Source organism: Methanolobus sediminis (genome assembly GCF_031312595.1).
In the GTDB taxonomy this organism is placed as follows: Archaea; Halobacteriota; Methanosarcinia; order Methanosarcinales; family Methanosarcinaceae; genus Methanolobus; species Methanolobus sediminis.
This window is the reverse complement of sequence record NZ_CP133592.1, coordinates 1,402,983-1,428,601: the sequence shown is the minus strand read 5'-3', so window position 1 is coordinate 1,428,601 and position 25,619 is coordinate 1,402,983. Positions and strand designations below refer to the sequence as shown.

The window sequence follows — 25,619 nt, the reverse complement described above, 5'->3', positions numbered from 1 at the left end:
GGTTTATGGAGAATTCTAGATGAAAGAAATACGCATACACGGTCGAGGTGGGCAGGGCTCTGTCACAGCTGCTGAACTTCTGGCCGTCGCTGCTTTTGCAGATGGTAAATTCAGCCAGGCCTTCCCTGCATTCGGAGTCGAGAGAAGGGGTGCACCGGTCCAGGCATTCACAAGGATCAACAATGAACCAATCAGGCTCAGAAGCCAGATCTACGAACCTGATTACGTTATTGTACAGGACCCTACACTCCTTGAAGTAGTCGACGTTGCAAGCGGTCTCAAGGAAGATGGCATACTTATCATTAACAGTGACTTTGATGCTGACACGTTTGACCTCGACACCAAGGCAAAGATAATGACTGTCAATGCAACAAAGATCGCACTGGACATTATTGGAAGACCTATCGTTAACACAGTCCTTCTGGGCGCTTTTGCAGGGGCAACAGGCGAAATTGAGCCAGAATCAATCATGGAAGCTGTTAAGGAAAGGTTCCCTGGTAAGGTCGGAGAAAGGAACGCTGAAGCTATCCAGGAAGCATACAATATGATGAAGGAGGCTAAGAAATGAAGATTCTTCCAGGTGGAGTCTGCGAGGCAGGCACAACCAGAGTAAACAAGACTGGTGGATGGAGAACTTTCAAGCCGGTTTATGATTACGACAAATGCATTAAATGCAAATTATGTGAGCTTCTTTGCCCTGACAGTTCAATAAACCCAAGAGATGACGGATTCTTTGAGTTTGACTATGAATTCTGCAAGGGTTGCGGAATCTGTGCAAACGAGTGTCCAAAAGACGCAATCACAATGGTTCTGGAGGAGAAGTAAATGGCACCAGAGAATAAACTTGATAAGAGCAAGATGGTCGTTGTCGAAGGATCATATGCTGTTGCACATGCAGTAAAGGTCTGCAGACCAAACGTTATTTCAGCATATCCAATTACACCACAGACCCATATTGTCGAGGACCTCTCACAATTCATGGCAGACGGTGAGATACCAAACTGTGAATACATCAATGTGGAATCTGAGTTCTCAGCACTCTCAGCACTTGTAGGTTCTTCAGCCGCCGGAGCAAGATGCTACTCTGCAACAACATCACAGGGTCTTGAACTCATGCACGAGGTACTCTTCAACGTAGCTGGTATGAGACTGCCTGTAATGATGACAATAGCAAACAGGGCTGTCAGTGCACCTATCAGCATATGGAATGACCATCAGGATGCGATCTCCCAGAGAGACACAGGATGGATACAGCTCTATGCAGAGAACACACAGGAAATCTCAGATATGACCGCACAGGCATACAAGATATCTGAGGACAAGGATATACTTCTGCCATCAATGACCTGTATGGACGGTTTTATCCTTTCACACGTTTACGAACCTGTTGTACTTCTTGAACAGGACCTTACAGATGAATTCCTGCCTACCTATGAACCGGATCATGTTCTTGATCCAAAGAACCCGGTAAGTTTCGGAGCATTTGCAGACCCTAACTACTACACAGAGTTCAGGTACCTGCAGGAGCAGGCAATGCAGAAGGCCCTTAAGAAAATAGAGGATGTAGCAAATGAATTCTACGACGTATACGGAAGATACTACGGAGGACTTATTGACGAGTATCGAACAGACGATGCAGATATCATCATCATGGCAATGGGATCCATTGTCGGAACCATTAAGGACGTCATTGATAAACTCAGGGACAGGAATGTAAAGGTCGGTGTTCTCAAGGTCAGGTCATTCAGGCCATTCCCTGTTGAAGCTATCAAGAATGCTGTCAAGGATGCAAAGGTTGTTGTCGTACTTGACAAGAACATTTCACTCGGACTTAACGAAGGTGCACTCTTCACCGAAACAAAGTCCTCACTCTACAACACAGACGTCAGAATACCTGTTGTAGGATACATGATCGGTCATGGTGGACGTGACATCAAGGTCGACACAATCGAGAAGATAATCGATGAGGCCACAGAGGTCATGAAGACAGGTATCAAGATCGAGAGCCAGTTTACCGATGTGAAGGAGGAACTACTATGAAATCATTGTTAGCCCCGGGACACAGAGGATGTGCAGGTTGCTGTGACGCAATGGCTGCAAAGTTCGCACTTATGGGCGCCGGAGAGGACTGTATAGTCATCAACCCAACCGGATGTCTTGAAGTTATGACCACCCCGTTCCCTGAAACTGCATGGGAGGTACCATGGGTACACTCACTTTTCGAGAATGCAGCTGCAGTAGGTTCAGGTGTTGAGGCTGCCCTAAAGGCACTCGGCAAGAAGGAGAAGACCAAGGTCCTTGTTATGGGTGGAGACGGTGCAACACTGGATATCGGTATGCGTTCCATTTCAGGAGCCTTTGAGAGAGGACATGACCTCACTTACGTCTGTATCGACAACGAAGCTTACATGAACACCGGTGTGCAGAGAAGTGGTGCAACACCATACAATGCTTCAACCACAACAAGTCCTGCAGGAAAAGTTTCATTCGGAAACAACAGACCAAAGAAGAACATGCCAGCAATCATGGCTGCACACGGTGCACCATACGTTGCAACAACTTCAATCGGTTTCCCAAAGGACATGATCAAGAAGGTCGCAACAGCTACTGAGATCGAGGGGCCTACCTACATCCATGCACATGCTCCATGTACAACAGGATGGGGATTCGATACCTCAAAGACAGTAGAAGTTGCAAAGATGGCTGTCCAGACCGGTCTCTGGCCACTCTATGAAATGGAGGATGGCGAGGTCACAAAGGTCAGGAAGCTCGGCAAGAACATCAAGCCTGTTGAGGACTACCTCAAGATGCAGCGTCGTTTCAGCCACCTCTTCAAGATGGAAGGTGGAGCTGAAGAGATCGCAAAGATCCAGGCTATCGCTGACAAGAACATTGAAGTTTACGGGCTCTAAACCCGTATCTCTTCTTTATTTTCTCTTTTTTCATTCGTAATCCTTATATCACAATACTCACTTTCTGTGAGTCCCCACCATGCCTGATTCAGATATGTCATGAAGGGTGTTTATTTCATTGAATTGTATTATAGCAATATTGAAGAGATTTTTATTCGTGAGAAAATATTGTTTCCGTTATTATTTTTAGTTCTAGTGGAAACACTGGGGTTCTCAATAAAGCTAAAAAGCATCATACCATAATTCATCCCCATGACCATGCAATCCCCTGTGCCGGACAATCGAGATAATTTCGACCAGATTTACAAACTTCTGCAAGGTGAATACCCAAATGCAGAACCCATGCTTCATTTCAATAATCCTCTGGAACTGCTGGTTGCAACTATTCTCTCAGCCCAGTGCACTGACAAGCAGGTGAACAAGGTCACACAGGTTTTATTCAAAAAGTATCAAAGCGTGGAAGATTTTGCCAACGCTGACCTCACAGAGCTTGGAAAAGACATCTACACCACAGGATTCTACCACCAGAAAGCAAAGCATATAATCGGAAGTGCACAGCTTATCCTTACAGAATTTGGCGGCAGAGTTCCTGATAACATGGAAGACCTTCTGAAACTTCCCGGTGTCGGCAGGAAAACCGCTAACATTGTCCTTGCCAGAGGATATGATATAATTGAGGGCATTGCTGTGGATACACATGTGACACGGCTTTCACAGAAACTTGGATTTACTAAGAACAACGACCCGAAAAAGATAGAGGTAGACCTCATGACCCTCGCTGAGAAGAAAGACCTTGAGAATCTTTCCATGACATTGATCCTTCATGGCCGGAATGTGTGTATCGCAAGAAGACCGAAGTGCGGGGAATGTGTTGTGAGTGAGTTGTGCCCTTCAAGTGAAGTATAGCTAAAAAGAAAGCTTTTAGCATCACAAATGATGCTGAAAAGAGAACTGTAATCTTAGTTTTCCAATGCTTCCAGAATCTGGCTGGTAGCCTCGTTGGCACTTTGCAAATACATATCCTGCGGTAGAAGTTCACGACCAACAATATCAAGTTTCTCCTGTGATATCCTACCTTCGTTTATGAGCTGACGGCCAGCATCCTTTGCTGCCTCAAATATATCATCGAGTGGCATACCCATCTTAATCATTTCTGGCATTGCCATACCATGAGGACGCAGGAGAGCTCCTGCATATTCAAATGATGCGTTCTCGCAAAATGCCTTCATGTGAACGATCAGTGGATCGAAGTTCTCCTTCTCCCAGAAACCACAATTGGAAACCAGAACCATCTTACGTTCCCTGGCAACACCACGTACCGGATGACGGGAGCGGCCATCACGCAGTTCAATAAAAGGTTCAATTCTTGGAAGCATCCTGTCAATCAGATTTTTCATGGGACCATTGACACCATCCACATATAGAGGGGAAGCAAAAACAAACACATCTGCTTCATCTATCTTTGGATAGAGTAATTTCATGTCATCATCCTGATAACACTCTCCTGGTGTCTTGTACCAGCAGTTGAATTCCCCTGTACAGGGTTTGATATCGAGTTTTGATGTATAGAAAAGGTCCACATCTGCTCCTGCTTCTTCCATACCCTTAAGGAATGGATCCAGTATCATGGCAGTATTGCCGTTTTCCATTCTGGGACTTGAATTTATTGCTAAAACTTTCATTTCCTCCCCATCTCCTAAACTTAAATGTACTTAATAGTGGGAATAAAGGCAAAGACCGAAAGCTACTGTTATTTCATCTACTCCCTGATCATCTGGCCTACCCAGCAGACCAATGTACCAAAAAAATACCCCATAAATAAAAATTACTTAGCTGGATTTAATGATTACGATGTTTAATCTATTTTATTATGATGTAACGGGATAAAATGTTAGTTGTTCAAAGTCTCAAATGAAATTATCAGATAAATGAGGATGCGCTATAATACATCAATTATAGTATCATTGAGATAATATATTAAGTAAGATTTTCATGATAGCAGGTAAATATTTTCGACACATATAATATATTGTCAGGAAATATCCTGGATAATGGGAAGGAGTGTGGAAAATGTTATTCATGGACATAATGACATGGGAACCAAAAGACGATGAAGAAATAAACAAACGATATATGACATGGGAATACCCAAAAGGCTACAATGTAATATCAGAATGGCTTGACTTATCATCGTGCAGGATTTTCATCGTTTACGAACTCGATAATGAGGAAGCATATGCGAGGGCTGTATTCCCATGGAAAGGTATCTCAAAACTGGAGACCATTCCTATAATGACTCCAGAGAAAGCTATTGAGATCGGCGAAAAGATGGAAGCTGAAATGGCAAAGGCTTGATCGGTTAGGAGAAAGGATATCCTGACATCCCCGTCAGGACCCTTTTTGATTTTTGGTGCCTTTCACTGAATTAGAAGATTAACATCAGAGGCAGTACTTGATAGTAATTATGGCTTTAAGGGGGGGACACTTATGGTTCTGTTGAGACCTTTTGCAGAGGAAGACAATGCTACTTTACTGGAAATTGAGAAGTTGTGTCCACAAGGCAATGACACGATAGCTGAGGCCATGGATAAGAGTCCAAATGCCGTAGCAAGATACAAATTGTACGACAACTGGAAAGTATTTGTGGCTGAAGAAACAGGACAGGTTGCGGGCTGGACTGGTTGGACACTGAAAGAAGATCAGGCCGGGAAAAAATATGGTTATCTTGCAGAAGTAATAGTCCATCCTGATTTTCAGAGGAAAGGGATTGCTACCGAACTTATGAGGAAATCTGAGAGTGATCTCAAAGAAAACATGGCTTCTTATGTATATTGCTATGTTTTGGATGCGAATGATGCTTCAAATGCTATGTGTGCAAAGAACGGGTATCAAAATGTTGGAGAGATGCAAATGCAGGCACTGCCTGTCTATAAAAAAGCACAGATTGCTCCTGAATTTGAAATAAGGACTGCCATGGAAAATGAGATCTCGGATATTGTCAACCTAATTAACAGTTACAATTCAGGCAGGGCTCATTTTGTACCGTTTACTGCAGAGAGTTTTAAAGCTCACTTGGAAAACATACCCCATTATGGTATGGAAAATCTCTGGGTGGCTTTGTCAGATGACAGGATTGTTGCATGTGCTGGATTATGGGATCTTGCAGGAATGGCTAAAATATACTATGCCAGAGAACCGACTTCCATGAGAATGTTCAGAAGAGTGCTTAATTTTATTGATCATTTTACCAGCATGCCAAAAATACCTGGAGAAAATGAGCTTTTTGATATATATTACCTGACAGATTACGCATTCGCCCCAGATAGTGAGAATGCAATGCTTAACCTTGTAAGATATCTGAATAATTTAGTGCTTGAAGCAAACAGATACTATATTACAACACTTCTGTCACCACACGAACCTATAGTTCCAATATTGAAAGAGCTGAAACCTGATGTCGAGCACTGGAACGTACTTGCTAAGTCATTAGATGGTAAAGCTGTCAACATCGAACAATTGTACATCGATATACGCGATGGTATCATGTAAGAAGAAGTGAGAAATGAGGAAAAACGATTTTTATTTTTCCATCGCCTTAGCTCTCAATTCCTTCGGCATTTTCTCAATAGCATACCTGAGTGCTGTCCTTGGCATGACTTTCCTGTTCGCCACCACGTAGTCAAATACTTCCTGTTGATGCTGCTTGCTCGCTTCCTTGAGCATCCAGCCATAGCCTTTCTGAACCAGATCATCTTCATCTATCAGCAGCATATCAGCAATCTCAAAAATATCATCCAGAAACTCTCCCCTGCGAGCCGCTAAAACAAGTGTTACAGCAGCAGCACGCCTGTACCAGCGATTCTCAGAAGCCGTCCACTTTTTGAGTGAATCAATAAACTGAGGATACATGTCGATGAATGTACCTACGGTGTGATTGCAGAGAGTATCACATTTTGCCCAGTTGTTGACATAATCCCCAACCCATCTCTCAAATATAATAAAATCCTCAGGTTCATACTGTTTTCTCAGGTTGTACGACCATTCAAATGCAATGAACGCTTCCTCCATGTAATCAGAACTGAGGAGTTCTTCACATAGTGAAAATATCTCCTGCTTGCTTTTGCCGGATACTTGCTTGTAATAGTCTTTTGCTATTTTTCTGGCAACCGGAGTTTTCATACCATAGCATTTTATTGGTTCTTTGAAGAAGCGGTTTGAGCTTTCTCTGGCTTCTTCGTCAGAGTTTTGCTTAAGCTCGGCTCGGAGTTGGGAGATTATTGGGTTCATAGGATTTTATTGGTAGGATTGGGAGATAATTTTGATTGATAGAACGTGTTGAATAGTTCATATTTTAAGAAGTTTTTAAACCTATTGTTAATACTTACTATTGATAGAATAGAAAAGTTAAAGCTTCTTTTGTCATCTGCAATTAGAGAGTCCACAGTCACAACTTCTAATTCATTATCGGTCAACATACCCGCTGCTTCATCATACATTAGTTCATACGGACCTTCTTCCCAAGATATACATATCTCTGGATGGAAGTTGAGTTCTCGGATCCTTGTAAAAAGTTCTTCGTGGTTCCTAGGGCAAGTATTGTTGAATTGGGTGAAGTATAAATCAATTTCTATGTCACTGATCGAAGATATACCATGTATCTTTATACCTGTGGAAAAGAATGGCTTCTAAAAGACAAAATTAAAATCACAACATGCTTAAACACTGTGTCAACTACCTTTTTTATATCCCGCAAAAATTATTCATTCCCCCCTGAACATATAATATATATTATTTAATAATTTGTTATGAATATATTATATATCATTGGTGCATATGTGTAACCATCATATTGTTTTTTCAAACAAAACGTACCACCCAAACCCCCCACGAATACCGGTTTACTTTACCGGTGTTCATCTTTTTACCACGCAAAATGTGACTCTATGTATTATAAAAAAGAAGAGTAATGGAATATCACTCTTCAATTAATTCTTCCTACGCTGCATTATGAATGCAAGTCCAAGAACTGCAACTACTGGGAGAGCAATTGTTGGGAATTCAGGGATTCCACAGTCATTGATTGTTACATAGGCAGAAGCAAAATCAGCGTTTCCAAAAGCATCGGAAACTTTAACTTCAACTACATAAGTACCGGCACTACCCCATGTCCACATAACAGTCTCCCCTGAAGCATCATCGTATTGTCCATCACCATCTATATCCCAATGCCAACCAACAATGGCATCACCATCTGGATCATAGGAACCCGAAGCATCAAGTGTTATGGCTGAACCTACGCAACCTTCATACGGTCCATTGGCATCTGCTACCGGTGGATTATTTATTATTTCACCATTGGCAGCAACAATTCCCGAAGACATTATCAGAAACATCAAGGCTACGCCTATAAAAATTACTATATTTTGTTTCATTCTCGTACCCCACACAAACACACTCGTCACAGTATGCTTATATAATATTTCGATTTGCCTGCATAAATAGCTTTGTTTTATCTCTCATTGTTTCAACTTTCCTATCAGAATAAACATGCATTTAAGTTAAATTAGCAACTGGTAGCAATTATACTTCTTTCTGAACAACTGCCAATATCTCTCTTACCTTCTCACTCTGCATTACTAACTGCAATATCTCAGGCAATGTAGATTCATACTTCCCTTTCTCTTCCTTCGTGGTTTTGGGAATCAATATTTGAGCCCACTCTTGCCAATCGTACATATTCATCACATCAAACGTGTGACGTTGGACTATATAATGGAAAGTTGAAATACTGATATATTCCAATTATTCTCCTCAAAAAGAAAGAAATAAAACAGGAAGACTTAAAAATATGGCTTTGTAGAATTCCTCATTTTGACAATAAGTATAACCTTGACATACCTGTTAAGGTTATGCATAAGTATCTGAATTTGATTTCTTTCAGTTGATTCCAATCTTTTGCAGATTTAAAAAATATAGAAAAGATAATTACTCATAAATTCCAATAACATTTGTAACTTATTTTCATTATCAATCGGTTTTATATATTTAATAACACTTTAAGCCAGCATCAAAACATTTTTGACGCGAGTCAGCTGGCTTTCAAATGGATATTCAAAACAGAGTCTCAAATTATCTTAAAGAATCGTTTACGAGTGATTTAAAGGCCGGATTTATCACGGCTGTTGTGGCATTGCCACTTGCTATTGCTTTTGCTATTGCTTCAGGTGTAGAGCCCCAGATGGGGTTATACACGGCTGTCATCGCAGGTATGCTGGTAGCATCAACCGGAGGCTCACGGTATTCCATTTCCGGACCAACCGGAGCGATGACCGTAATCATACTTTCAACACTGCACAGCTTCGAGCTTGAAGGACTGCTCCTTGCAGGTTTCCTCGCCGGTGCGTTTCAGATACTGTTCGGAGTCCTGAAACTTGGCAAAGTTGTCAAATACATCCCTCTACCCGTCATATCAGGATTCACGAGCGGTATCGGTGCAATCATTCTCATAGGCCAGATACCTAACGCACTTGGACTTGTCATACCTTCAAAAGAACACGTATGGGATACACTATACGCCATAATCTCCAGTGCAAATCTCATCAGCACAACAGCAATAACAATCTGTTTCGCCACTATTCTGCTTCTCTTATTCCTGCCGGGACTCATGGCCAGAATAAAATACATCAACAGCCTCCCACCTTCAATTATCGCACTCATTTTCTCAGTTCTCATGGTATTCTACTTCAAAATAAACATACCACTCGTAGGCAGCATCCCTGCTGGCCTTCCACAGATCCAGATGATCAACTTCAATTTTGAACTGCTCATGAAGGTCCTGCCAGCAGCTCTCACCATAGCACTTCTCGGTTCCATCGAAGCCCTGCTCTGTGCAGTGGTCTGTGACGGTATGACCAACAGTAAGCATGACAGCAACAAAGAACTCGTAGGTCAGGGAATCGCAAACATGGCGCTGCCTTTCTTCTCAGGAATACCATGTACAGCTGCCATTGCAAGAAGTGCAGTCAACATCAGGGAAGGCGCAAAGACCCAGATGTCAGGAATAATCCACGCCCTGATACTACTAATGATACTAGTTTTCCTTGGTCCTGTTGCTGCTTTCATCCCAAAGGCATACCTTGCAGGTGTGCTAATTCTGGTTTCCCTGAGAATGATCAACGTAACCGAGTTCAAGACCACCATGAACATTAGCAAGATGGACACGGCCGTCCTGCTTGTAACTTTCCTGCTCACCGTACTCACAGACCTCGTATTTGCTGTCCAGATGGGTATGTTCCTGTCCATAATACTGCTCTTCATTAGACTTACAAACGTCATCGACATCCAGAGTATGGAGAGCTACGACAGGACAAAAGGCATCAATGCCACCATCTTTGCCGACCCTTATCTTGAGAAGAACGTCTCGGTCTACACCATAAACGGCCCATTCTTCTTCGGAGCCATGAACGTGTTCGAGAGCAAGATCAACGAGCATATGACTATCAGCAAGCCCCACATAATCCTGCGTATGCGCTATGTCCCGTTCATCGATACAACTGGAATCGAGCGCCTCAAGAGCTTTATCAAGGCAAGCAGGAAACAGCACCAGAGGGTATATCTCACTTCAGTACAGCCTGAGGTCATGAAGAGGATGGAAAGCGACCTGGAACTGACAGAACTCATGGAAAAGCAGCACGTACATATTTGTGACAGCAGTCAGGATGCTCTGACCTTTTTGAAAAACAAATACGGAAAAAATGAGATTTAAATTCTGGTGTTGAGTTATATATGTGATAACTTACTTTTATTCCCAGTAAGAACCTCTGATCCAGATCAGATGGCTTTCACATGGAAATTCAAAACAAAGTCTCAGAATACTTCAAAAATTCACTCGCAAATGATCTTAGGGCCGGAGCAATCACAGCAATTGTGGGCTTGCCGCTGGCCATTGCTTTTGCCATTGCTTCAGGCGTAGAACCCCAGATGGGTTTATACACAGCCATCATTGCAGGTATGCTTGTATCAGCAACGGGTGGCTCAAAATACTCCATAAGCGGCCCAAGTAGTGCAATGACGGTCATTACACTCTCTACACTCCATAGTTTCGGGCTTGAAGGAATCCTCCTTGCAGGATTCGTTGCTGGTGTATTTCAGGTATCTTTCGGACTTCTGAAACTTGGAAAATTCGTCAAGTACATCCCCCTGCCCGTGATCTCAGGATTTACAAGCGGTATCGGTGCAATGCTGCTCATCGGACAGATACCCAATGCCTTCGGACTTGTCATTGAATCAAAGGAACAGGCATGGGAAACGATCTATGCCGTTATATCTAACATAAATAACATAAGCAGAACAGCAACAGTAATCTGCATCGGCACAGTCCTGCTTCTTCTATACTTCCCCGTACTTGTTTCAAAGATCAGGATTATCAGAAGCCTGCCACCATCCATTATCGCGCTGGTACTTTCAACCCTTGTCGTTTTCCGACTGAATACCGATATACCGCTAGTAGGTAACATACCTTCAGGACTTCCACAGATCCAGATGCTGAATTTCGATCTGGAACTTCTCATTGATGTCCTGCCAGCAGCTTTCACAATAGCACTGCTTGGAACCATCCAGTCCCTGCTCTGTGCAGTGGTCTGTGACGGAATGACAAACAGCAAGCATGACAGTAACAGGGAACTGGTGGGTCAGGGAATCGCAAATATGACACTGCCCTTTTTCTCAGGAATAGCCGGAACCGGAGCAATTGCAAGAACTGCCATCAACATACGTGAAGGTGCAAAAACCCAGATGGCAGGTATCTTCCAGTCCCTGATCCTTCTCATAATCCTGCTTTACCTCGGACCCATTGCAGCTTTCATTCCAAAAGCATACCTTGCAGGTGTCCTGATCGTAGTCTCCATGAGAATGATAAATGTAGATGAGTTCAAAACCACTATGAACATAAGTAAGATGGACAGCACTGTCCTCCTTGTTACTTTTGTGCTGACAGTACTCACAAACCTTGTATTTGCTGCCCAGATCGGAATGTTCCTCTCCATCGTGCTGCTCTTTGTAAGACTCACAAATGTGATCGACATTCAGACTATGGAGAATTACGACAAAACAAGTGGAATAAACGCAACCATCTTCGCTGACCCTTATCTTAAAAATAACGTTCTGGTCTACACCATAAACGGACCTTTCTTTTTCGGAGCCATGAACGTTTTTGAAAGCAAGATCAACGAACACATGAACATCAGCAAACCTCATATTATCCTTCGTATGCGTTATGTTCCTTTCATTGATGCAACAGGTATGGAGCGTTTGAAAAGTTTCATCCGCTCAAGCAAAAAACAGCGTCAGAAAGTATATCTTACATCTATCCAGCCTGAGGTCATGAGAATTATGGAAAATGATTGGGAACTCACTGAGCTTATGAAAAAGCAGCATGTGCATGTGTTTGATAGTACGCAGGAAGCTCTGGAGTTTGTGAAAGAAGAAAATGAAAATAAGAAAAACAAAAACCAGATAGAGTAACATAATCTGAGTAGAGGTAACATTATGAGTCTTCAGGATGAATTGAACAGAATTGCACTTGAAAACGGTGTCCAGTATTTTGGCGTCGCAAATCTCTCAGAAGCCACTGATTTCATTGTTGATCAGGGTGGCGGTGACCTGTCTGAATATCCTTATGCCATCTCAATTGGAATAAGACTGATGGACCCTATCGTTGACAAACTCTCTCACAGAAATGAGAGGTCTGCATTATTAAATTACAAACACCATGCATACGATGTTATCAATTCAAGACTTGACATGGTAACTTCGATCCTGAGCAGCCACATTCAGGATAATGGATATGCAGCACTTCCTCTTCCTTCATCAAAAAGGATTGATGACGAACGAATATGCGCCCAGTTCTCCCACAAACTGGCGGCTCACCTGTCAGGATTTGGCTGGATAGGAAAAAGCTGCCTCCTGATAACTCCTGACAATGGACCAAGAGTAAGATGGGCAACAATCCTAACAGATGCACCTCTCCAACCTACCGGAAGCAGTATGGAAAGCAGATGTGGAAGCTGCAGCGAATGTGTGAAGATATGTCCTGTCCAGGCTTTTACCGGAAGGAATTTTGTTGAAGGCGAGAGCCGGGAAATGAGATATAATGCCAGGAAATGTGAGAATTATTTCAAGGAAATGGAGAACAATGAACAGCTGGCAGTGTGTGGATTGTGTGTTTATGTGTGTCCTCATGGAAGAAAGAAGAATTAAAGCTCAACTGCCATCCCATACCCATAATCTCCAGATGGCTTTATGAAAATACACACTCAGCCGTACGCAAAGAGAAATAAAAATTGTCTCTGTAGAAATCTTTGAAATTCATATTCACGGAACTACAATTATCTATATTGGTGTACGAACAGATACTTGCTTAACTCGCCGATATTGATCTCATCAGAATTTCTACAGAGGCGAGTAGTTACATGTTAGTTTTTGATTAAAGAGATTAAAGCGTTTTCCCTTGTTAATTTTTAATATCCTAGATTTTTAATTAGATACTAAAGGTTAGATGAATGTTAAAACCAGATAGATGATAGACACTCAAACTTCCAATTTATCCCATTTAACAAAGCTCTTTTTCAACACAAACAAAGACACAGGAATCAGCAACACAGATACAAGCACCAGATTGAAGTTAAGCTGTGCAAGCAAGATCATCCCCAGAACCACAGGACCAATAGCCAGCACATAACTTGCAAACGTGCCGGCGCTGTATAGTGAAAATGTAGTGTTGAGACCTGTTAGGTAAACAGTCACCGAAACAACATACATGGAAATTGCAACAAACAGAATTACCATGTGAACAATATCAAACAACCTTCCTGCATATATTGTAGCTGCCACAACCACCAGAAAAGGAACAACATTGAGCAGTGAGTAGCTGTTGAGCTTACTTCTCAGAACATCAGCAACCGTTAGCGGAAGGAAAGAATATGAGCTGAACATGTCAAACTCAACCAGCCAGTTATACATCGAAGAAGCCATCATGCCTACAACCACTGCAAATACCACGAGAATATCAAGTCCGGGAACTGCCTTCAATAACTGCGGAAGGAAAAGCCATACAAGAATGACAGGAACAAGGAATGAGAAAACTATTTTCCCGACTCCACCCTCGCTGCGGCTGAAATCCAGATAATCCTTTGTCATAAAGTGAGAGTAAGCATAGAAATTCAGTCTGGCAGAAATTTCACTGAATTGGTTTTTGTAATGTTTCTGGGATTGCGGATAATCCACTTTCAGGAATATCAGGGATATTATCGATGGCACTAGAACGAGAAAAAGGCAGGTTATTAGAACATTCAGGGAAGGCTCAGTATATAGAACAAATGACTGAAGCCCGTAGAAAACATCAATTCCGATTCCCTGGAAGAAAATCAGGAACAATATCGGAATCAATAGTAGCAGGAAAAGAGCCTTCTTGCCAAGATTAGCATAGATAGTTGATAGTAAGAATACAAGCGACAGGCCGATACAGAATGAAAGGAACAGTGTTATCAGCAACAGGAAGAACGAATAATGCATATCAATTATGATTGCTCCTGCCACAAATCCCACGGTGAACGGCAGCACATACAGGAAGAAATAATAGATTACATCCTTGACAATGAAATTAGCAAAAATGGTTATCTCAGATATCGGAAGTGTCCTTGAAGAATAAGCCAGCAGACTTGCCTGTCCGAATCTCCTGTTCATAACCTCCCTGCCAAGCAATCCAAAACCTCCAACCATTGAACCCATGAAAAGCAACAGGTAATGGATTCCCAGCAGCACATCGGTCTGGCTGATAATTCTCCAGAATATTATCATGGAAAGTGAGAGTAACATGGAAACTGCCGCAATTACAACCGGAAAGAGAGCAAATCCCCTGTCTCCGAAGAATGCGGAATGCATCCTCCATTCTTCCTTCATCATGCTCCTGAACAGCTCGAACATTACCGGCACCTCAGTTCACAAGTTCAAGGAAGAAATCTTCAAGCGGTCTGTCACCAATTGCAGGGTCGTCCATATTTCCTGAAAAGACCAGCTTTCCCCTGTAGATTATTCCCATGCTGCTGCATATTTCCCTGGCAATTTCCAGAATGTGGGTAGATATGAAAACAGTGCCTCCCTTACTTACATAATCCCTGAGATAATCCTTGACCTTACGCTGCATCAGAGGATCAAGATTAATGAGAGGCTCATCGATGATCACAAGTTCAGGCTCATGCAAAAACGCCTGTGCCAGCATCAGTTTTTGTCTTGTTCCACGGGAAAGGTCTTTGCATAATACATCCTTCTGGCCTGCAAAATCAAGATATGAGAACCACCACTCACACTTATCTTCAAAACCTTCAAGCTTCCTGATTTTAGCAACAAAATGCAGGTATTCTTCAGCGGTAAGGAAACTTGGCGGTGTTTCCTGCTCAGGAATGATACCTGTCAGCTCCTTTACTCTCAAAGGATTAGCAAGAACATCGATCCCATGAACTGAAACCTCTCCTCCACTGGGCTTTATCTGACCGGTGAGCATCTTGATCATTGTTGTTTTGCCGGAGCCGTTTGGCCCCAGAAGGCCGAACAATTCACCTTTTTTGACTTCAAGGTCAAAGGCATCCACAGACTTTAGGTCACTGAAATTCTTTGAGAGATTCTTTACTTTTATCAAGGTATCTACCTGCAAATATTGGGTCGTTTCTCTGTATCTTATAATTATAGTTTTAAAAAGTATAAATAACTAGAGAAAAGAAAAAGTTCCCGAAAGAGAACTTCAGCAACTATCATCAGCAAATAACTGCTTTGCAAAAGCAATCCTTTCTCCAAGACCCGGACCTTCAAATTCTTCTGCAACATTCTCAAGCATATCAGGTATTGGAATCTGCTGAGGACATCCATCCAGACACTGACCACATTGCACACACTGTGAGGCAAAGTTTGTCTCGGCACCTCTGAGAATTCCACCCATCTTCGCAGCATACATCATCTTAAGTCGGTCTTCACCACCGAACATGTACAGGTTGTTGTAGACGTCAAAACATGCAGGAATATCGACTCCTTCAGGACATGGCATACAATATCTGCATGCCGTACAGTTGATCTTCATGAGCTCACCGTACTTCTCTGCGGCTCTTTCCACGAGCTGAAGCTCTTTTTCGGTCAATGACTTTGCAAGACCATCCTCTGCAATCCTCAGGTTCTCTTCAACATGTTCCGGTGCACTCATACCTGAAAGCACAACAGTAACTTCCGGATGGTTCCATACCCACCGCAGAGCCCATTCAACCGGACTGCGTTTGATATCAGCCTCGTTCCAGATATTCAGGATTTCCTGTGGAACCGGGTCTGCAAGATTCCCGCCACGCAGAGGTTCCATAATAACAACACCAAGACCTTTGGATGCAGCATATTCCAGACCTGCTGTCCCTGCCTGAACATTGGTATCCAGGAAATTGTACTGAATCTGGCAGAAATCCCAGTCATAAGCGTCAACTATCGGTGCAAGATCCTCTGGTGCACCATGATATGAAAAACCTGCATTGATTATGCGACCATCAGCCTTTGCTTTGTCAAGGAACTCTCTTATGCCAAGTTCATTGATCGTTTTCCAGCTACTGCCCACAAGACTGTGTACAAGATAGTAATCAATGTGGTCGGTGTTGAGTTTCTCAAGCTGTGCATTGAGGAACTTATCCATATCCTCTGGCTTTTTAACCATCCACTGAGGTAATTTTGTGGCAAGCTTTACCTTTTCCCTGTATCCGTCTGCAAGTGCACGGCCAAGGAAAGTCTCACTTTCTCCCATATGATAAGGCCATGCGGTGTCAACATAGTTCACTCCATTGTCTATGGAAGTTCGAACCATGTCAGTTGCTGTTTTTTCATCTATACTTCCATCTTCATTTACTGGCAGACGCATGGCGCCAAAACCCAGTATTGAAAGCTCATCACCGTTTTTTGGCATTTTTCTGTATAACATCAAATTTCTCCTTTTTCTGAAAACAAATGAATATCAAGTCCTAAAAAACATTTCCTTTACCATCTCGACCCTTAACCCCAGGTCATCTCCTTCAAGGTCTTTAACCACTTCTTCCAGAAGATCAGGTATAGGCAGATGCTGCGGACACCTGTCAAGACATTCACCACATTTTACGCACTGGGAAGCGAAGTGTGCTTCATCAGCACTTACTATACCTGCAAGTCTCATGGTATACATCATCTTTGATTCCATTTCTTTTTTGAACATATGCAGGTTGTTGTAGACCTCCAGACAAGTTGGAATATCAACCGCTGCCGGACATGGCATGCAATACCTGCATCCTGTACAGCCTGCTTTCATTATTTCACGGTATTTCCGCTCCGCTTTTCCCACAAGCTGCAGTTCACTTTCCGTAAGAGTATTCGGCTTGCCCTCATCTGCAATCCTGAGGTTCTCTTCAATATGTGATTCCTCATTCATGCCGGAAAGCACAACTGTGACTTCCGGATGATTCCATATCCAGCACAGAGCCCACTCCGCAGGACTGCGCTTTATCTTTGCCGTATTCCATATCTCTTCAATTTCAGGTGGCACGGGGTTTGTGAGATTTCCACCACGAAGCGGTTCCATAATTATGATTCCCAATCCTTTTGAAGCTGCATATTCCAGTCCCTCGGTTCCTGCCTGGTTCCGTTCATCCATGTAGTTGTACTGGATCTGACAGAAATCCCAGTCATAACCATCAACTATCGGTGCAAAATCCTTACCGTTGCCATGGAAAGAAAAACCTGCATTGATGATACGACCATCTGCTTTTGCAGTATCAAGGAACTCAGTTACACCAAGCTCTTTCATCTGGATCCAGCTTTTCCCGTTCAGACCGTGTATAAGATAGTAATCGATATGATCCGTATTAAGTCTCTCAAGCTGCGCGTTGAGGAACTTATCCATATCCTCCCTGCTTTTAACTATCCATATAGGGAGCTTGGTTGCGAGTTTTACTTTTTCCCTGTATCCATCTGCAAGTGCACGACCAAGGAAAGGCTCACTTTTTCCCATGTGATATGGCCAGGCGGTATCCACATAATTCACACCATTGTCGATGGCACAGCGCACCTGCTTCATGGCTCTTGGTTCATCTATTGTCATATCTTCTTTCAAAGGCAGGCGCATGGCACCGAAACCCAGTATTGAGAGCTCGTCCCCGTTCTTTGGCATTTTCCTGTATAACATCCTCTTAGCTCCTTATCTTTAAGTGACTAATCAGTCATTTGGCAGTCGGATTACTTAAAGGCTCTGCAAAGGAAATATAAATAATAAAAAAGTCCATTTTGCTATATGCCTTCTGACCAAACTCATGAGAACAAAACTCCTCATCTTCCCGAGGATTATGATTCCAAGATATCTACAGTTCTCCCTTACTACAGATCATTTCACGAAGAGACCATAAATCTTGTCGAATCACTCCCGGAACCACCAAAAGTATGGATGGATACAGGATGCGGGACAGGGACATTCATCGCAAAGGCCATAGAACATTTTCCTGATACAAAATTCCTCATGCTTGATCCGTCAGAAGGAATGCTCACGCAGGCAAAGGAAAAACTCTCATCATATAACTGTAATAAAATTAAAATCCTTGAAGCTTCTGCAACCCAGGATTTCACCCAGGAACTCAGCGAACAGCCGGATATCATCACTGCGATCCAGTGCCACCACTATCTTGACCTGGAAAACAGGAAAAAAGCAGTTCTAAAATGTTATGAACTGCTGAAAGAAGGAGGTATTTTCATCACCTTTGAGAATATCAGTCCGCTTACAGAAGAGGGTATTTCCATTGGAAAAAGTTACTGGGGAGATTTCCAGTCCAGACATGGTAGAACGGAGGAAGAGGTTGAAGCACATCTCAAGCGTTTTGGAACAGAATATTTCCCCATCACAGTTGAGGAACATCTCAAACTGCTGAGGGAAACAGGATTCAGGACCGTGGAACTGTTCTGGTACTCTTACATGCAGGCAGGGTTTTACTGCATTAAATGATTAAGTTTTGTTTTGCAGAAATCTTAAATCAAATGTAAGTCAACTTTTAATGGGGAGCAGGAAAAAATATCATACATAATCCCTGCAGAGAATCACAATGAGGGAATATGCTTTTTTCCTTATACATGGATCTGTTATAACGGTATTTCCATGAAGAAAACCTTCTGTATATGAAATGTGGGTCTATAGAGGAGGAAATAATGTGGGAGAAACAGGAAAATTACCACCGGGATTCGAAGATGTATTGAACTTCAGACTTTCAGACGCAATTTTCGGAAGAAGAGCACGCAGGTTCTTCATGGGGGCATCTATACCTGATGGTTACTTCAAGTACACATCAAAGTATAAGCCAAAACCACTTTCAGAGCTTGAGCAAATGACATTACTGACGTCTATGGGTGGAAACACAGGCTGGCACAACCTTATCATGCGAGGAGAACGCTATGCACCGTATCTGTCGAACTATGCAGGCAGTGCCGGTGGAAGAACATTCCCTTCAGCCGCCGGTTTCCACACAAGTGAACTGTTCTTTACTGACGACGAGGGAGTGTACATATTCAAAACCAGAGATGCACCGGCAATGGCTGAAAGGGACGAGGACGGGATGTTCAATGTGGATGAGCTTCTGGAAGCACACCGGAGCTGTGTACACAAAATATATGACGGTCGTCTGAAGATACCACCTGAGACACCACATATAGAGGCACATAATACATGGGTGGTCAACCATCCGGGCACTACAATGGTGATTCCAGTTGGAGATCTTGCTCAGCACATTCTTGCAGGTATATGTTATTTCGTTCAGAACGGTATCTGCTTCTATGACGATGTGAACGGGAAACAGATGGATGGAATAGAACAGTTCTCGGATATCGTGGATGTGAAAGAACCCTATCCTCTCACTTTTCTGGAAATGTGGTCCCTCTCAGAACTGACAACAGAACTTGGTATCTCATGCTATGCAGGTATGCTCATGCTGCAGGCCATGGGTCTGGGTGGATGGTTGTTCAATGGTATGGACCCGTTCTCAGTTCTTGGTGCAAGTGGTGACCCGGAAGTTCCCGGACTTGGATTCAGGTATGACACCGATGAACGCTGGTCCCTTCCAAATCCTACAGGACTTGAAGGTGTCTTTGAGGGATTCACACCACCTCACTATCGTAATATGCGACATGCTGTGGACGCACTAATGGAAAGGAAATTCGGCCCGGGAGGACCATATAACCCTGAAACACCCGGATACTACAAGGATACGGCAGGAGTACGCAGCAGTGCGCAGGTCCCTGATGAGCATTTCAAAGAATGTGCCGCGCTCCAGGCTCAGTATATCTATGATACATTCGGGAAGTTCCCCGGAACCGTACCCAGCATGTTTGTACTGCCATACCTGCAGGCTCATCATCTGGACCTTGATTTCTATGACAGGTTCTATGGGAAAGGAGCTTACTTGAAAACACATGCAGAGCATATGAAGAAATGGCATCCGGACGAATGATGATATAGTATTGAGAATTCAATGGTTTTCCTGATAATCGATTCAGGAAAACCTGTTTTCAATTTTGTATATATTAGTATCTTAGAAGCGCACCCACAACATCATCAGAATCCAGAAAATCCTCTTTTTCCACGAAGACGACCTTCGCATCTGTGCGCTGGGCAAGTTCATAGAGTTCCTCAATAACATTCACAGAAGATGTTGGTCCTCCACACCTGTCACACTCCTTTGGAGCATTGGCACTTGCCTGCAGGTTCTGGCATCTCTCACAGATCCAGCCTGGAACCGATGAATCCTTCAGGATCAGCAGGATGTTCACCCTTGCCTGTTCCAGAGCATCCTTTACATCATCAATCCCATGTGCTGCAAGACCACCTTTTAACAGAGCTGTCTTGAGTTCTTCAGCAGCATGTCTGGCCTCAGAATGTTCACTTTCCTGAAGTACAGCATCTCCGGCTTCCACCAGTTCATCTCTTGGAATAGCAATGGGAACATCAATCACGCCCAGAACCTTCTGCTGGACTTCATATGGCAGCATTTCCATAAGCTGCTGCTTTGCTTCCCCTGGTCCTGCAAGAACAAAACCTCTTGTCTCTAACTGGTTACATGTTCCCTGGACATTTTCAGCAACTTCTGACAGGAAGGATTTGATGGCTCCTTTTCTCAGGTGGTTGAAACGCATCTGGCTCCAGCCTCCTTTTTTGTGTTTGTTCATAAGGTCAGTTGAAAGGTGTTTCTTTTCTTCTGCGATATCGGAACGTATGCATGTGAACTTAGCTTCCTGTGAATCAACCAGAAGCACACCATAATCCTCATAATCTGCTCTCAGTCTTGCAAGCGGAAGCATATAAGGTGAGGTATCAAGAACAAATGACTGCTCCGGTTCCACTGCAAGCCTGTAAACATGAAGGAAGGATTCCTTTGAGTTTGCAAAAATGATTCTTCCTTTTTCACCTGAAATTGGCTCCTCAAAAACTGAGGATCCTGCCAGCTCAAAGGTCTTTTCAAACTCAGAGCGAAGTTCAGGGTTCAAAGCTTTTTTGATAGCACTCACTCTTGAGTCCACAAAAATACGGTTCAAATGCTCATTTTCCCTTCTGGATACCGGCAGGTAAACAGAAAGGTAAACAGGTTTTTCATCATATACCTCAGCCAGTGCCCTGATATCAATATCCGTGACTGGAAGCAGTTCCTCGCTAATTATCTCTTTTTGACCTTCGGATTGCATAAAATATCTAATAGTGTGTACTATTTAAAGATGTGTGCTTAAGAAAAAAAACTCTGCAAAAGGTAGGTTTCAGGAAATAATTGCAGCTATCAAAAAGAGTAAATAATTGTCATGACAGATTTTTATCTATGCCAGCAGCTCCGATTCAGGTATCGTTCCTCAGGACAGAGATTCCAGTGGAAAGAAACGAGTATCTGCTTTTCAGTCTGAATTTGATTCAATTGCAGATATCTGGAGAGAGAAGAGAGGGTGTGGAACTTATTATAATAAAGTTTTCATCCCAGAATAATGCGAAATATGACATTACATGGAAAATACCCTGGTTGGATCTCTCTACTGGAAATAAAGAGGTCTTAAATCATCCAGATTCTGAAAAAAAGCCTCTGGAAATAATATTTCCTTATTCACCTGGGTGGAACCCGTATATACAAATTCATTCGCTCCCGAAGGAAAAAAGGCGGCTGAAAACCTTATTCACAAAACAGAAACAATGTTTCATTAGTAGCTTCAAAGATTTTAAATGGGATTATCTTCAATCATATTATAGGTTTACTGAAAGTGGGCAGTGCTGAATTATAGCTGTGCCTTTTGGAATGGAAATTACGCAAAAAAAAAGAGAGTTTGTAAATGCAAGTATTGTTAACAGCGTTAACATCATGAAGAAATAGAATATTAAAGACGGGATAAATATGACCAAAAAATTATCAGGACAAAAAAGATGCACGATACTGAATTCCATGGTCGACAATACATATCGCCCGGAAATTCCGGAAATCATAGACCTTGTCGTCAATAGTTGTTCTGAGAGAGGCTGTTTTGACCACCTTGAAGCTGCTGTTATCCCGTCCAAAGAAGCACTGATCGAAATCATCGACCTGATAAAGGATATTCTCTTCCCGGGTTACTTTGGAGACCAGACAGTCGACAGGAATACCTTGCCGTATCATCTGGGAAATGAGATAACCGAATTGTTTGGCAAACTATCAGAACAGATAACCAACAGCATTATCCATGAATGCAACCGCCGTGACGAGGAATGCACCGAATGCATTGACCGTGGACATGAGGAAACCATACGTTTCCTGAGAAAGATACCTGAAATAAGATCCATGCTGGCTTCGGATATCATTGCCACATATGAGGGTGATCCGGCAGCCAAGAGCCACGACGAGATCATCTTCAGCTATCCTGGGATATTTGCAATGACCGTGTACCGCTCAGCACATGAACTGCACAAACAAGGAATATCAATTATTCCCCGTATCATGACAGAGTATGCGCATAGTGTTGCAGGAATCGATATCCACCCCGGTGCTAAGATCGGTAAAGGATTCGTTATCGACCACGGTACGGGTGTGGTTATTGGTGAAACCTGTGAGATTGGGGACAATGTCCGTATCTATCAGGGAGTTACCCTGGGTTCCCTGAGCTTTCCAAAAGATGAATCCGGAAAACTTGTACGAGATAAAAAAAGGCATCCTACCATTGAAAATGATGTTATCATCTATTCCAATGCAACTATTCTCGGTGGAGATACCGTGATTGGCACACGGTCAGTTATAGGCGGTAATGTCTGGATCACAAAGTCAGTTCCACCTGATACAAAGGTGATTATCGAAGAACCGAGACTCATTTTCAAGGAAAAAAAATGAGAGTATCTGTCATCTGCTTTGAATCTTAAGAAACAAATTAATTTTAAAGGGAGCTGGTAAAATCAGAATTTATGAAGACATAACAAAGACAGTTGGAAATACACCTCTTGTTCGCCTGAACAGGATCACTGAAGGATGTCATGCAACTGTGATCGGTAAGGTTGAATCCTTTAATCCATTAAGCTCAGTTAAGGATCGTATTGCTCTGAATATGATAGAAACGGCTGAAAAAGAGGGGCTTCTCAATAAAGATTCAATCGTGATAGAACCAACATCAGGCAACACAGGAATAGGACTTGCTTTTGTTTGTGCAGCAAAGGGGTATCGTCTCATCCTCACGATGCCTGAAACCATGAGCATTGAAAGAAGGAAGATACTCAGTATGCTTGGCGCTGAAATAGTTCTCACACCGGGAAGTAAAGGCATGAACGGAGCCATCAGTGAAGCTGAGGAGCTGGCAAAGAAAACTGAGAACTCTTTTATTCCGCAGCAGTTCATGAACCCTGCAAATCCTGAGATACACCGCCGTACAACAGCCGAAGAAATATGGAAGGACACAGACGGTAAAATAGATTATCTTGTGGCAGGTGTCGGTACAGGAGGAACTATTACCGGAATCTCTGAAGTTATTAAAGCCCGGAAGCCTTCTTTCAAGGCAATAGCCGTTGAACCGGAGGATTCGCCTGTACTTTCCGGAGGGAATCCCGGACCTCACAAGATACAGGGGATTGGTGCCGGTTTCATTCCTGATGTGCTGAATACGGAAATCATCGATGAAATCATCAAAGTCAGCAATGAGGATGCTTTTGAAACTGCAAGACAGATAGCAAAAAAAGAGGGAATACTTGTCGGAATCTCATGTGGTGCAGCTCTTCATGCAGCATTACAGGTTGCCAGGCGAGAGGAGAATGCAGGAAAAATGATAGTTGTGATATTACCGGATACAGGGGAAAGATATCTCAGCACAGCACTTGCTGAATATGAGGAATGAAGATTGATCAGGAGGATAAATAGGAGCAGCTTTTCACTTATCAATTTGATAGCTGCTCTTGAATATTTTATTAATTAGCTTTAATTTAAATCCAAAACCTATATATCACATCGAATTCAATTTTTATTTGGGAGTCGTATAATTTAAAAACCTGTGATGCGGAGTTATGGCTCTGTTTTTTCCGGTGTTTCCTTGTTACCGGAATCGTAAATAAATGATACCGGAGTGATTGCATGATCAATATAAGACCTTTTAGGGAAGAGGACAACGATGCTCTGTTGAATATTGAAAAGTTGTGCCCTCAGGGAAATGAAGAATATGCAATGGTCATTGACAAAGGACCGGATATAACGGCAAGATATGAGCTTTATGACAACTGGGAGATCCGTGTCGCAGAAAAAGATGCCACCGCTGTGGGATGGATAGGGTGGACAATTAAACAGGGAACGGATGAACCATACCTTTACATTGCAGAAGTTATGGTTCATCCTGACCATAGAAGACAGGGGATTGCAGTTGAGCTTGTCAGGGAAGCAGAAAGAGCTGCAGCAGAAGTAAAGGCTTCTCACATCTATTCTTATGTTTATGAACCAAATGAAGCATTCATGAACCTTTTTGATAAGATGGGGTACATGAGGGAGAAGAACATACAGGTCATTTCGATGTCGGCTTATAAAAAGGAAGATGTTAAAGCCGGATATGAGCTTGAGAGAATCAACCCAGAAGATATTCATGAAGCTGTTAAACTCCTCAATGATTATTATCATGGAAATACTCATTTTACACCATTCTCAACAGAGAGTTTCAGGGACTACGCTGAGAAAATACTTGGATACGGACTTGAGAATTTCATTGTGGCAAAATGGAAAGGACATATAGTTGCATGCGCAGGCCTCTGGGACACATCTGTTCTTATGGAAGTTACCTACACAAAGGAACCAATGATGTGGAAGTTCATGACAAATACTTATGGAATACTAAGACACTTTGTCAGCATGCCAAGAATACCAGGTGAAGGTGAAGTCTGCAAGCTACATTCCATTGTTGACCATGCGTTTGAGCAGGAACACAGTCATGCAATGGAAGATATACTGAAGTATTGCAACAATCTCATGTATGATACAAATTGTGAGTTCTTCGGAGCCTATACCGACCCTGATGATCCGATCATTGGAATAATGAAGAAGTTCAAGCCAATGTACGAGAAACTCTATCTCTACGCAAAACCAATCTCAGGAAAAGTGCCTGATTTCAACCGTATGCACGTAGATTGCAGGGATACGATACTCTGATACACCG

General features: G+C 42.6%; 26 protein-coding genes. 16 read left to right on the top strand and 10 right to left on the bottom strand.

Annotated elements, in window-relative coordinates:
* Positions 1-19: 19 nt before the first annotated feature.
* From RE474_RS06870 to nth, 5 genes are all read left to right on the top strand, one after another.
* Entirely contained in the window at positions 20-568 is a 549-nt protein-coding gene (locus RE474_RS06870) for a pyruvate ferredoxin oxidoreductase subunit gamma (RefSeq protein WP_309309653.1), read from the top strand.
* Positions 565-825 (top strand): pyruvate synthase subunit PorD, encoded by a 261-nt coding sequence (porD, locus tag RE474_RS06865; protein ID WP_309309652.1) that lies wholly within the window; start codon positions 565-567, stop codon positions 823-825. The genes RE474_RS06870 and porD overlap by 4 nt, the downstream gene beginning before the upstream one ends.
* Positions 826-2,040, top strand: coding sequence for a pyruvate synthase subunit PorA (gene porA / locus RE474_RS06860; protein ID WP_309309651.1), 1,215 nt, complete (start codon positions 826-828; stop codon positions 2,038-2,040).
* Positions 2,037-2,912: a pyruvate synthase subunit PorB gene (gene porB, locus RE474_RS06855; RefSeq protein ID WP_309309650.1), complete on the top strand. Its 876-nt coding sequence runs from the start codon at positions 2,037-2,039 to the stop codon at positions 2,910-2,912. The genes porA and porB overlap by 4 nt, the downstream gene beginning before the upstream one ends.
* A 252-nt stretch (positions 2,913-3,164) precedes the next feature.
* Entirely contained in the window at positions 3,165-3,818 is a 654-nt protein-coding gene (nth, locus tag RE474_RS06850) for an endonuclease III (RefSeq protein ID WP_309309649.1), read from the top strand.
* Between the two features lie 53 nt (positions 3,819-3,871).
* Here nth and RE474_RS06845 read toward each other — a convergent pair whose 3' ends face one another.
* Positions 3,872-4,594 carry a flavodoxin family protein gene (locus RE474_RS06845; protein ID WP_309309648.1) on the bottom strand — a complete coding sequence of 241 codons (723 nt, stop codon included), beginning with the start codon at positions 4,592-4,594 and terminating at the stop codon, positions 3,872-3,874.
* A gap of 388 nt (positions 4,595-4,982) precedes the next feature.
* On the opposite strand from RE474_RS06845, the gene RE474_RS06840 reads away from it, so the two are divergent.
* On the top strand, positions 4,983-5,267 hold the full coding sequence (locus RE474_RS06840; RefSeq protein ID WP_309309647.1) for a DUF3303 domain-containing protein: 285 nt from the start codon (positions 4,983-4,985) through the stop codon (positions 5,265-5,267).
* A gap of 132 nt (positions 5,268-5,399) precedes the next feature.
* Entirely contained in the window at positions 5,400-6,461 is a 1,062-nt protein-coding gene (locus RE474_RS06835) for a GNAT family N-acetyltransferase (RefSeq protein WP_309309646.1), read from the top strand.
* Between the two features lie 30 nt (positions 6,462-6,491).
* Here RE474_RS06835 and RE474_RS06830 read toward each other — a convergent pair whose 3' ends face one another.
* The 4 genes from RE474_RS06830 to RE474_RS06815 form a co-directional block, all read right to left on the bottom strand.
* Positions 6,492-7,199 carry a DNA alkylation repair protein gene (locus RE474_RS06830; RefSeq protein WP_309309645.1) on the bottom strand — a complete coding sequence of 236 codons (708 nt, stop codon included), beginning with the start codon at positions 7,197-7,199 and terminating at the stop codon, positions 6,492-6,494.
* The gene (locus tag RE474_RS06825) at positions 7,196-7,408 is read right to left on the bottom strand and encodes a hypothetical protein (RefSeq protein WP_309309644.1); all 213 of its coding nucleotides are present in this window, start codon (positions 7,406-7,408) and stop codon (positions 7,196-7,198) included. The genes RE474_RS06830 and RE474_RS06825 overlap by 4 nt, the downstream gene beginning before the upstream one ends.
* Before the next feature lie 489 nt (positions 7,409-7,897).
* Entirely contained in the window at positions 7,898-8,344 is a 447-nt protein-coding gene (locus RE474_RS06820; protein WP_309309643.1) for a PKD domain-containing protein, read from the bottom strand.
* 148 nt (positions 8,345-8,492) lie between these two features.
* Positions 8,493-8,648 (bottom strand): hypothetical protein, encoded by a 156-nt coding sequence (locus tag RE474_RS06815; protein ID WP_309309642.1) that lies wholly within the window; start codon positions 8,646-8,648, stop codon positions 8,493-8,495.
* Positions 8,649-9,015: 367 nt separating this feature from the next.
* Between RE474_RS06815 and RE474_RS06810 the strand changes: the two genes are divergently transcribed.
* From RE474_RS06810 to RE474_RS06800, 3 genes are all read left to right on the top strand, one after another.
* Positions 9,016-10,677 carry a SulP family inorganic anion transporter gene (locus tag RE474_RS06810; protein WP_309309641.1) on the top strand — a complete coding sequence of 554 codons (1,662 nt, stop codon included), beginning with the start codon at positions 9,016-9,018 and terminating at the stop codon, positions 10,675-10,677.
* A gap of 80 nt (positions 10,678-10,757) precedes the next feature.
* Positions 10,758-12,434, top strand: a complete 1,677-nt coding sequence (locus tag RE474_RS06805) for a SulP family inorganic anion transporter (protein WP_309309640.1) — start codon at positions 10,758-10,760, stop codon at positions 12,432-12,434.
* Between the two features lie 24 nt (positions 12,435-12,458).
* Positions 12,459-13,169: a 4Fe-4S double cluster binding domain-containing protein gene (locus RE474_RS06800; RefSeq protein ID WP_309309639.1), complete on the top strand. Its 711-nt coding sequence runs from the start codon at positions 12,459-12,461 to the stop codon at positions 13,167-13,169.
* A 330-nt stretch (positions 13,170-13,499) separates the two neighbouring features.
* Here the strand turns inward: RE474_RS06800 and RE474_RS06795 are convergent, their stop codons facing one another.
* The 4 genes from RE474_RS06795 to RE474_RS06780 all read right to left on the bottom strand — a co-directional run bounded on the left by RE474_RS06795 (position 13,500) and on the right by RE474_RS06780 (position 18,147).
* A complete protein-coding gene (locus tag RE474_RS06795) occupies positions 13,500-14,894 on the bottom strand; it encodes a hypothetical protein (RefSeq protein WP_309309638.1) in 1,395 nt (464 codons plus the stop codon).
* 10 nt (positions 14,895-14,904) lie between these two features.
* Complete coding sequence (locus RE474_RS06790) at positions 14,905-15,621, bottom strand: ABC transporter ATP-binding protein (protein WP_309309637.1); 717 nt, start codon at positions 15,619-15,621, stop codon at positions 14,905-14,907.
* 87 nt (positions 15,622-15,708) lie between these two features.
* A complete protein-coding gene (locus RE474_RS06785; RefSeq protein WP_309309636.1) occupies positions 15,709-16,914 on the bottom strand; it encodes an aldo/keto reductase in 1,206 nt (401 codons plus the stop codon).
* Between the two features lie 33 nt (positions 16,915-16,947).
* The gene (locus RE474_RS06780; protein WP_309309635.1) at positions 16,948-18,147 is read right to left on the bottom strand and encodes an aldo/keto reductase; all 1,200 of its coding nucleotides are present in this window, start codon (positions 18,145-18,147) and stop codon (positions 16,948-16,950) included.
* Between the two features lie 105 nt (positions 18,148-18,252).
* Here RE474_RS06780 and RE474_RS06775 point away from each other — a divergent pair, with 105 nt between their 5' ends.
* Together RE474_RS06775 and RE474_RS06770 are read left to right on the top strand one after the other, a co-directional pair.
* Positions 18,253-18,954, top strand: a complete 702-nt coding sequence (locus tag RE474_RS06775; protein ID WP_309309634.1) for a class I SAM-dependent methyltransferase — start codon at positions 18,253-18,255, stop codon at positions 18,952-18,954.
* Between the two features lie 202 nt (positions 18,955-19,156).
* Entirely contained in the window at positions 19,157-20,449 is a 1,293-nt protein-coding gene (locus RE474_RS06770; protein WP_309309633.1) for a hypothetical protein, read from the top strand.
* A 73-nt stretch (positions 20,450-20,522) separates the two neighbouring features.
* Here the strand turns inward: RE474_RS06770 and RE474_RS06765 are convergent, their stop codons facing one another.
* Complete coding sequence (locus RE474_RS06765) at positions 20,523-21,677, bottom strand: baeRF10 domain-containing protein (protein ID WP_309309632.1); 1,155 nt, start codon at positions 21,675-21,677, stop codon at positions 20,523-20,525.
* Between the two features lie 128 nt (positions 21,678-21,805).
* Here RE474_RS06765 and RE474_RS06760 point away from each other — a divergent pair, with 128 nt between their 5' ends.
* The 4 genes from RE474_RS06760 to RE474_RS06745 all read left to right on the top strand — a co-directional run bounded on the left by RE474_RS06760 (position 21,806) and on the right by RE474_RS06745 (position 25,612).
* Entirely contained in the window at positions 21,806-22,249 is a 444-nt protein-coding gene (locus tag RE474_RS06760) for a hypothetical protein (RefSeq protein ID WP_309309631.1), read from the top strand.
* Positions 22,250-22,366: 117 nt separating this feature from the next.
* Positions 22,367-23,329 carry a serine O-acetyltransferase gene (locus tag RE474_RS06755; protein WP_309309630.1) on the top strand — a complete coding sequence of 321 codons (963 nt, stop codon included), beginning with the start codon at positions 22,367-22,369 and terminating at the stop codon, positions 23,327-23,329.
* Positions 23,330-23,351: 22 nt separating this feature from the next.
* Positions 23,352-24,320: a cysteine synthase A gene (gene cysK, locus RE474_RS06750; protein ID WP_498371326.1), complete on the top strand. Its 969-nt coding sequence runs from the start codon at positions 23,352-23,354 to the stop codon at positions 24,318-24,320.
* A gap of 233 nt (positions 24,321-24,553) precedes the next feature.
* The gene (locus tag RE474_RS06745; RefSeq protein WP_309309629.1) at positions 24,554-25,612 is read left to right on the top strand and encodes a GNAT family N-acetyltransferase; all 1,059 of its coding nucleotides are present in this window, start codon (positions 24,554-24,556) and stop codon (positions 25,610-25,612) included.
* Positions 25,613-25,619: the final 7 nt, after the last annotated feature.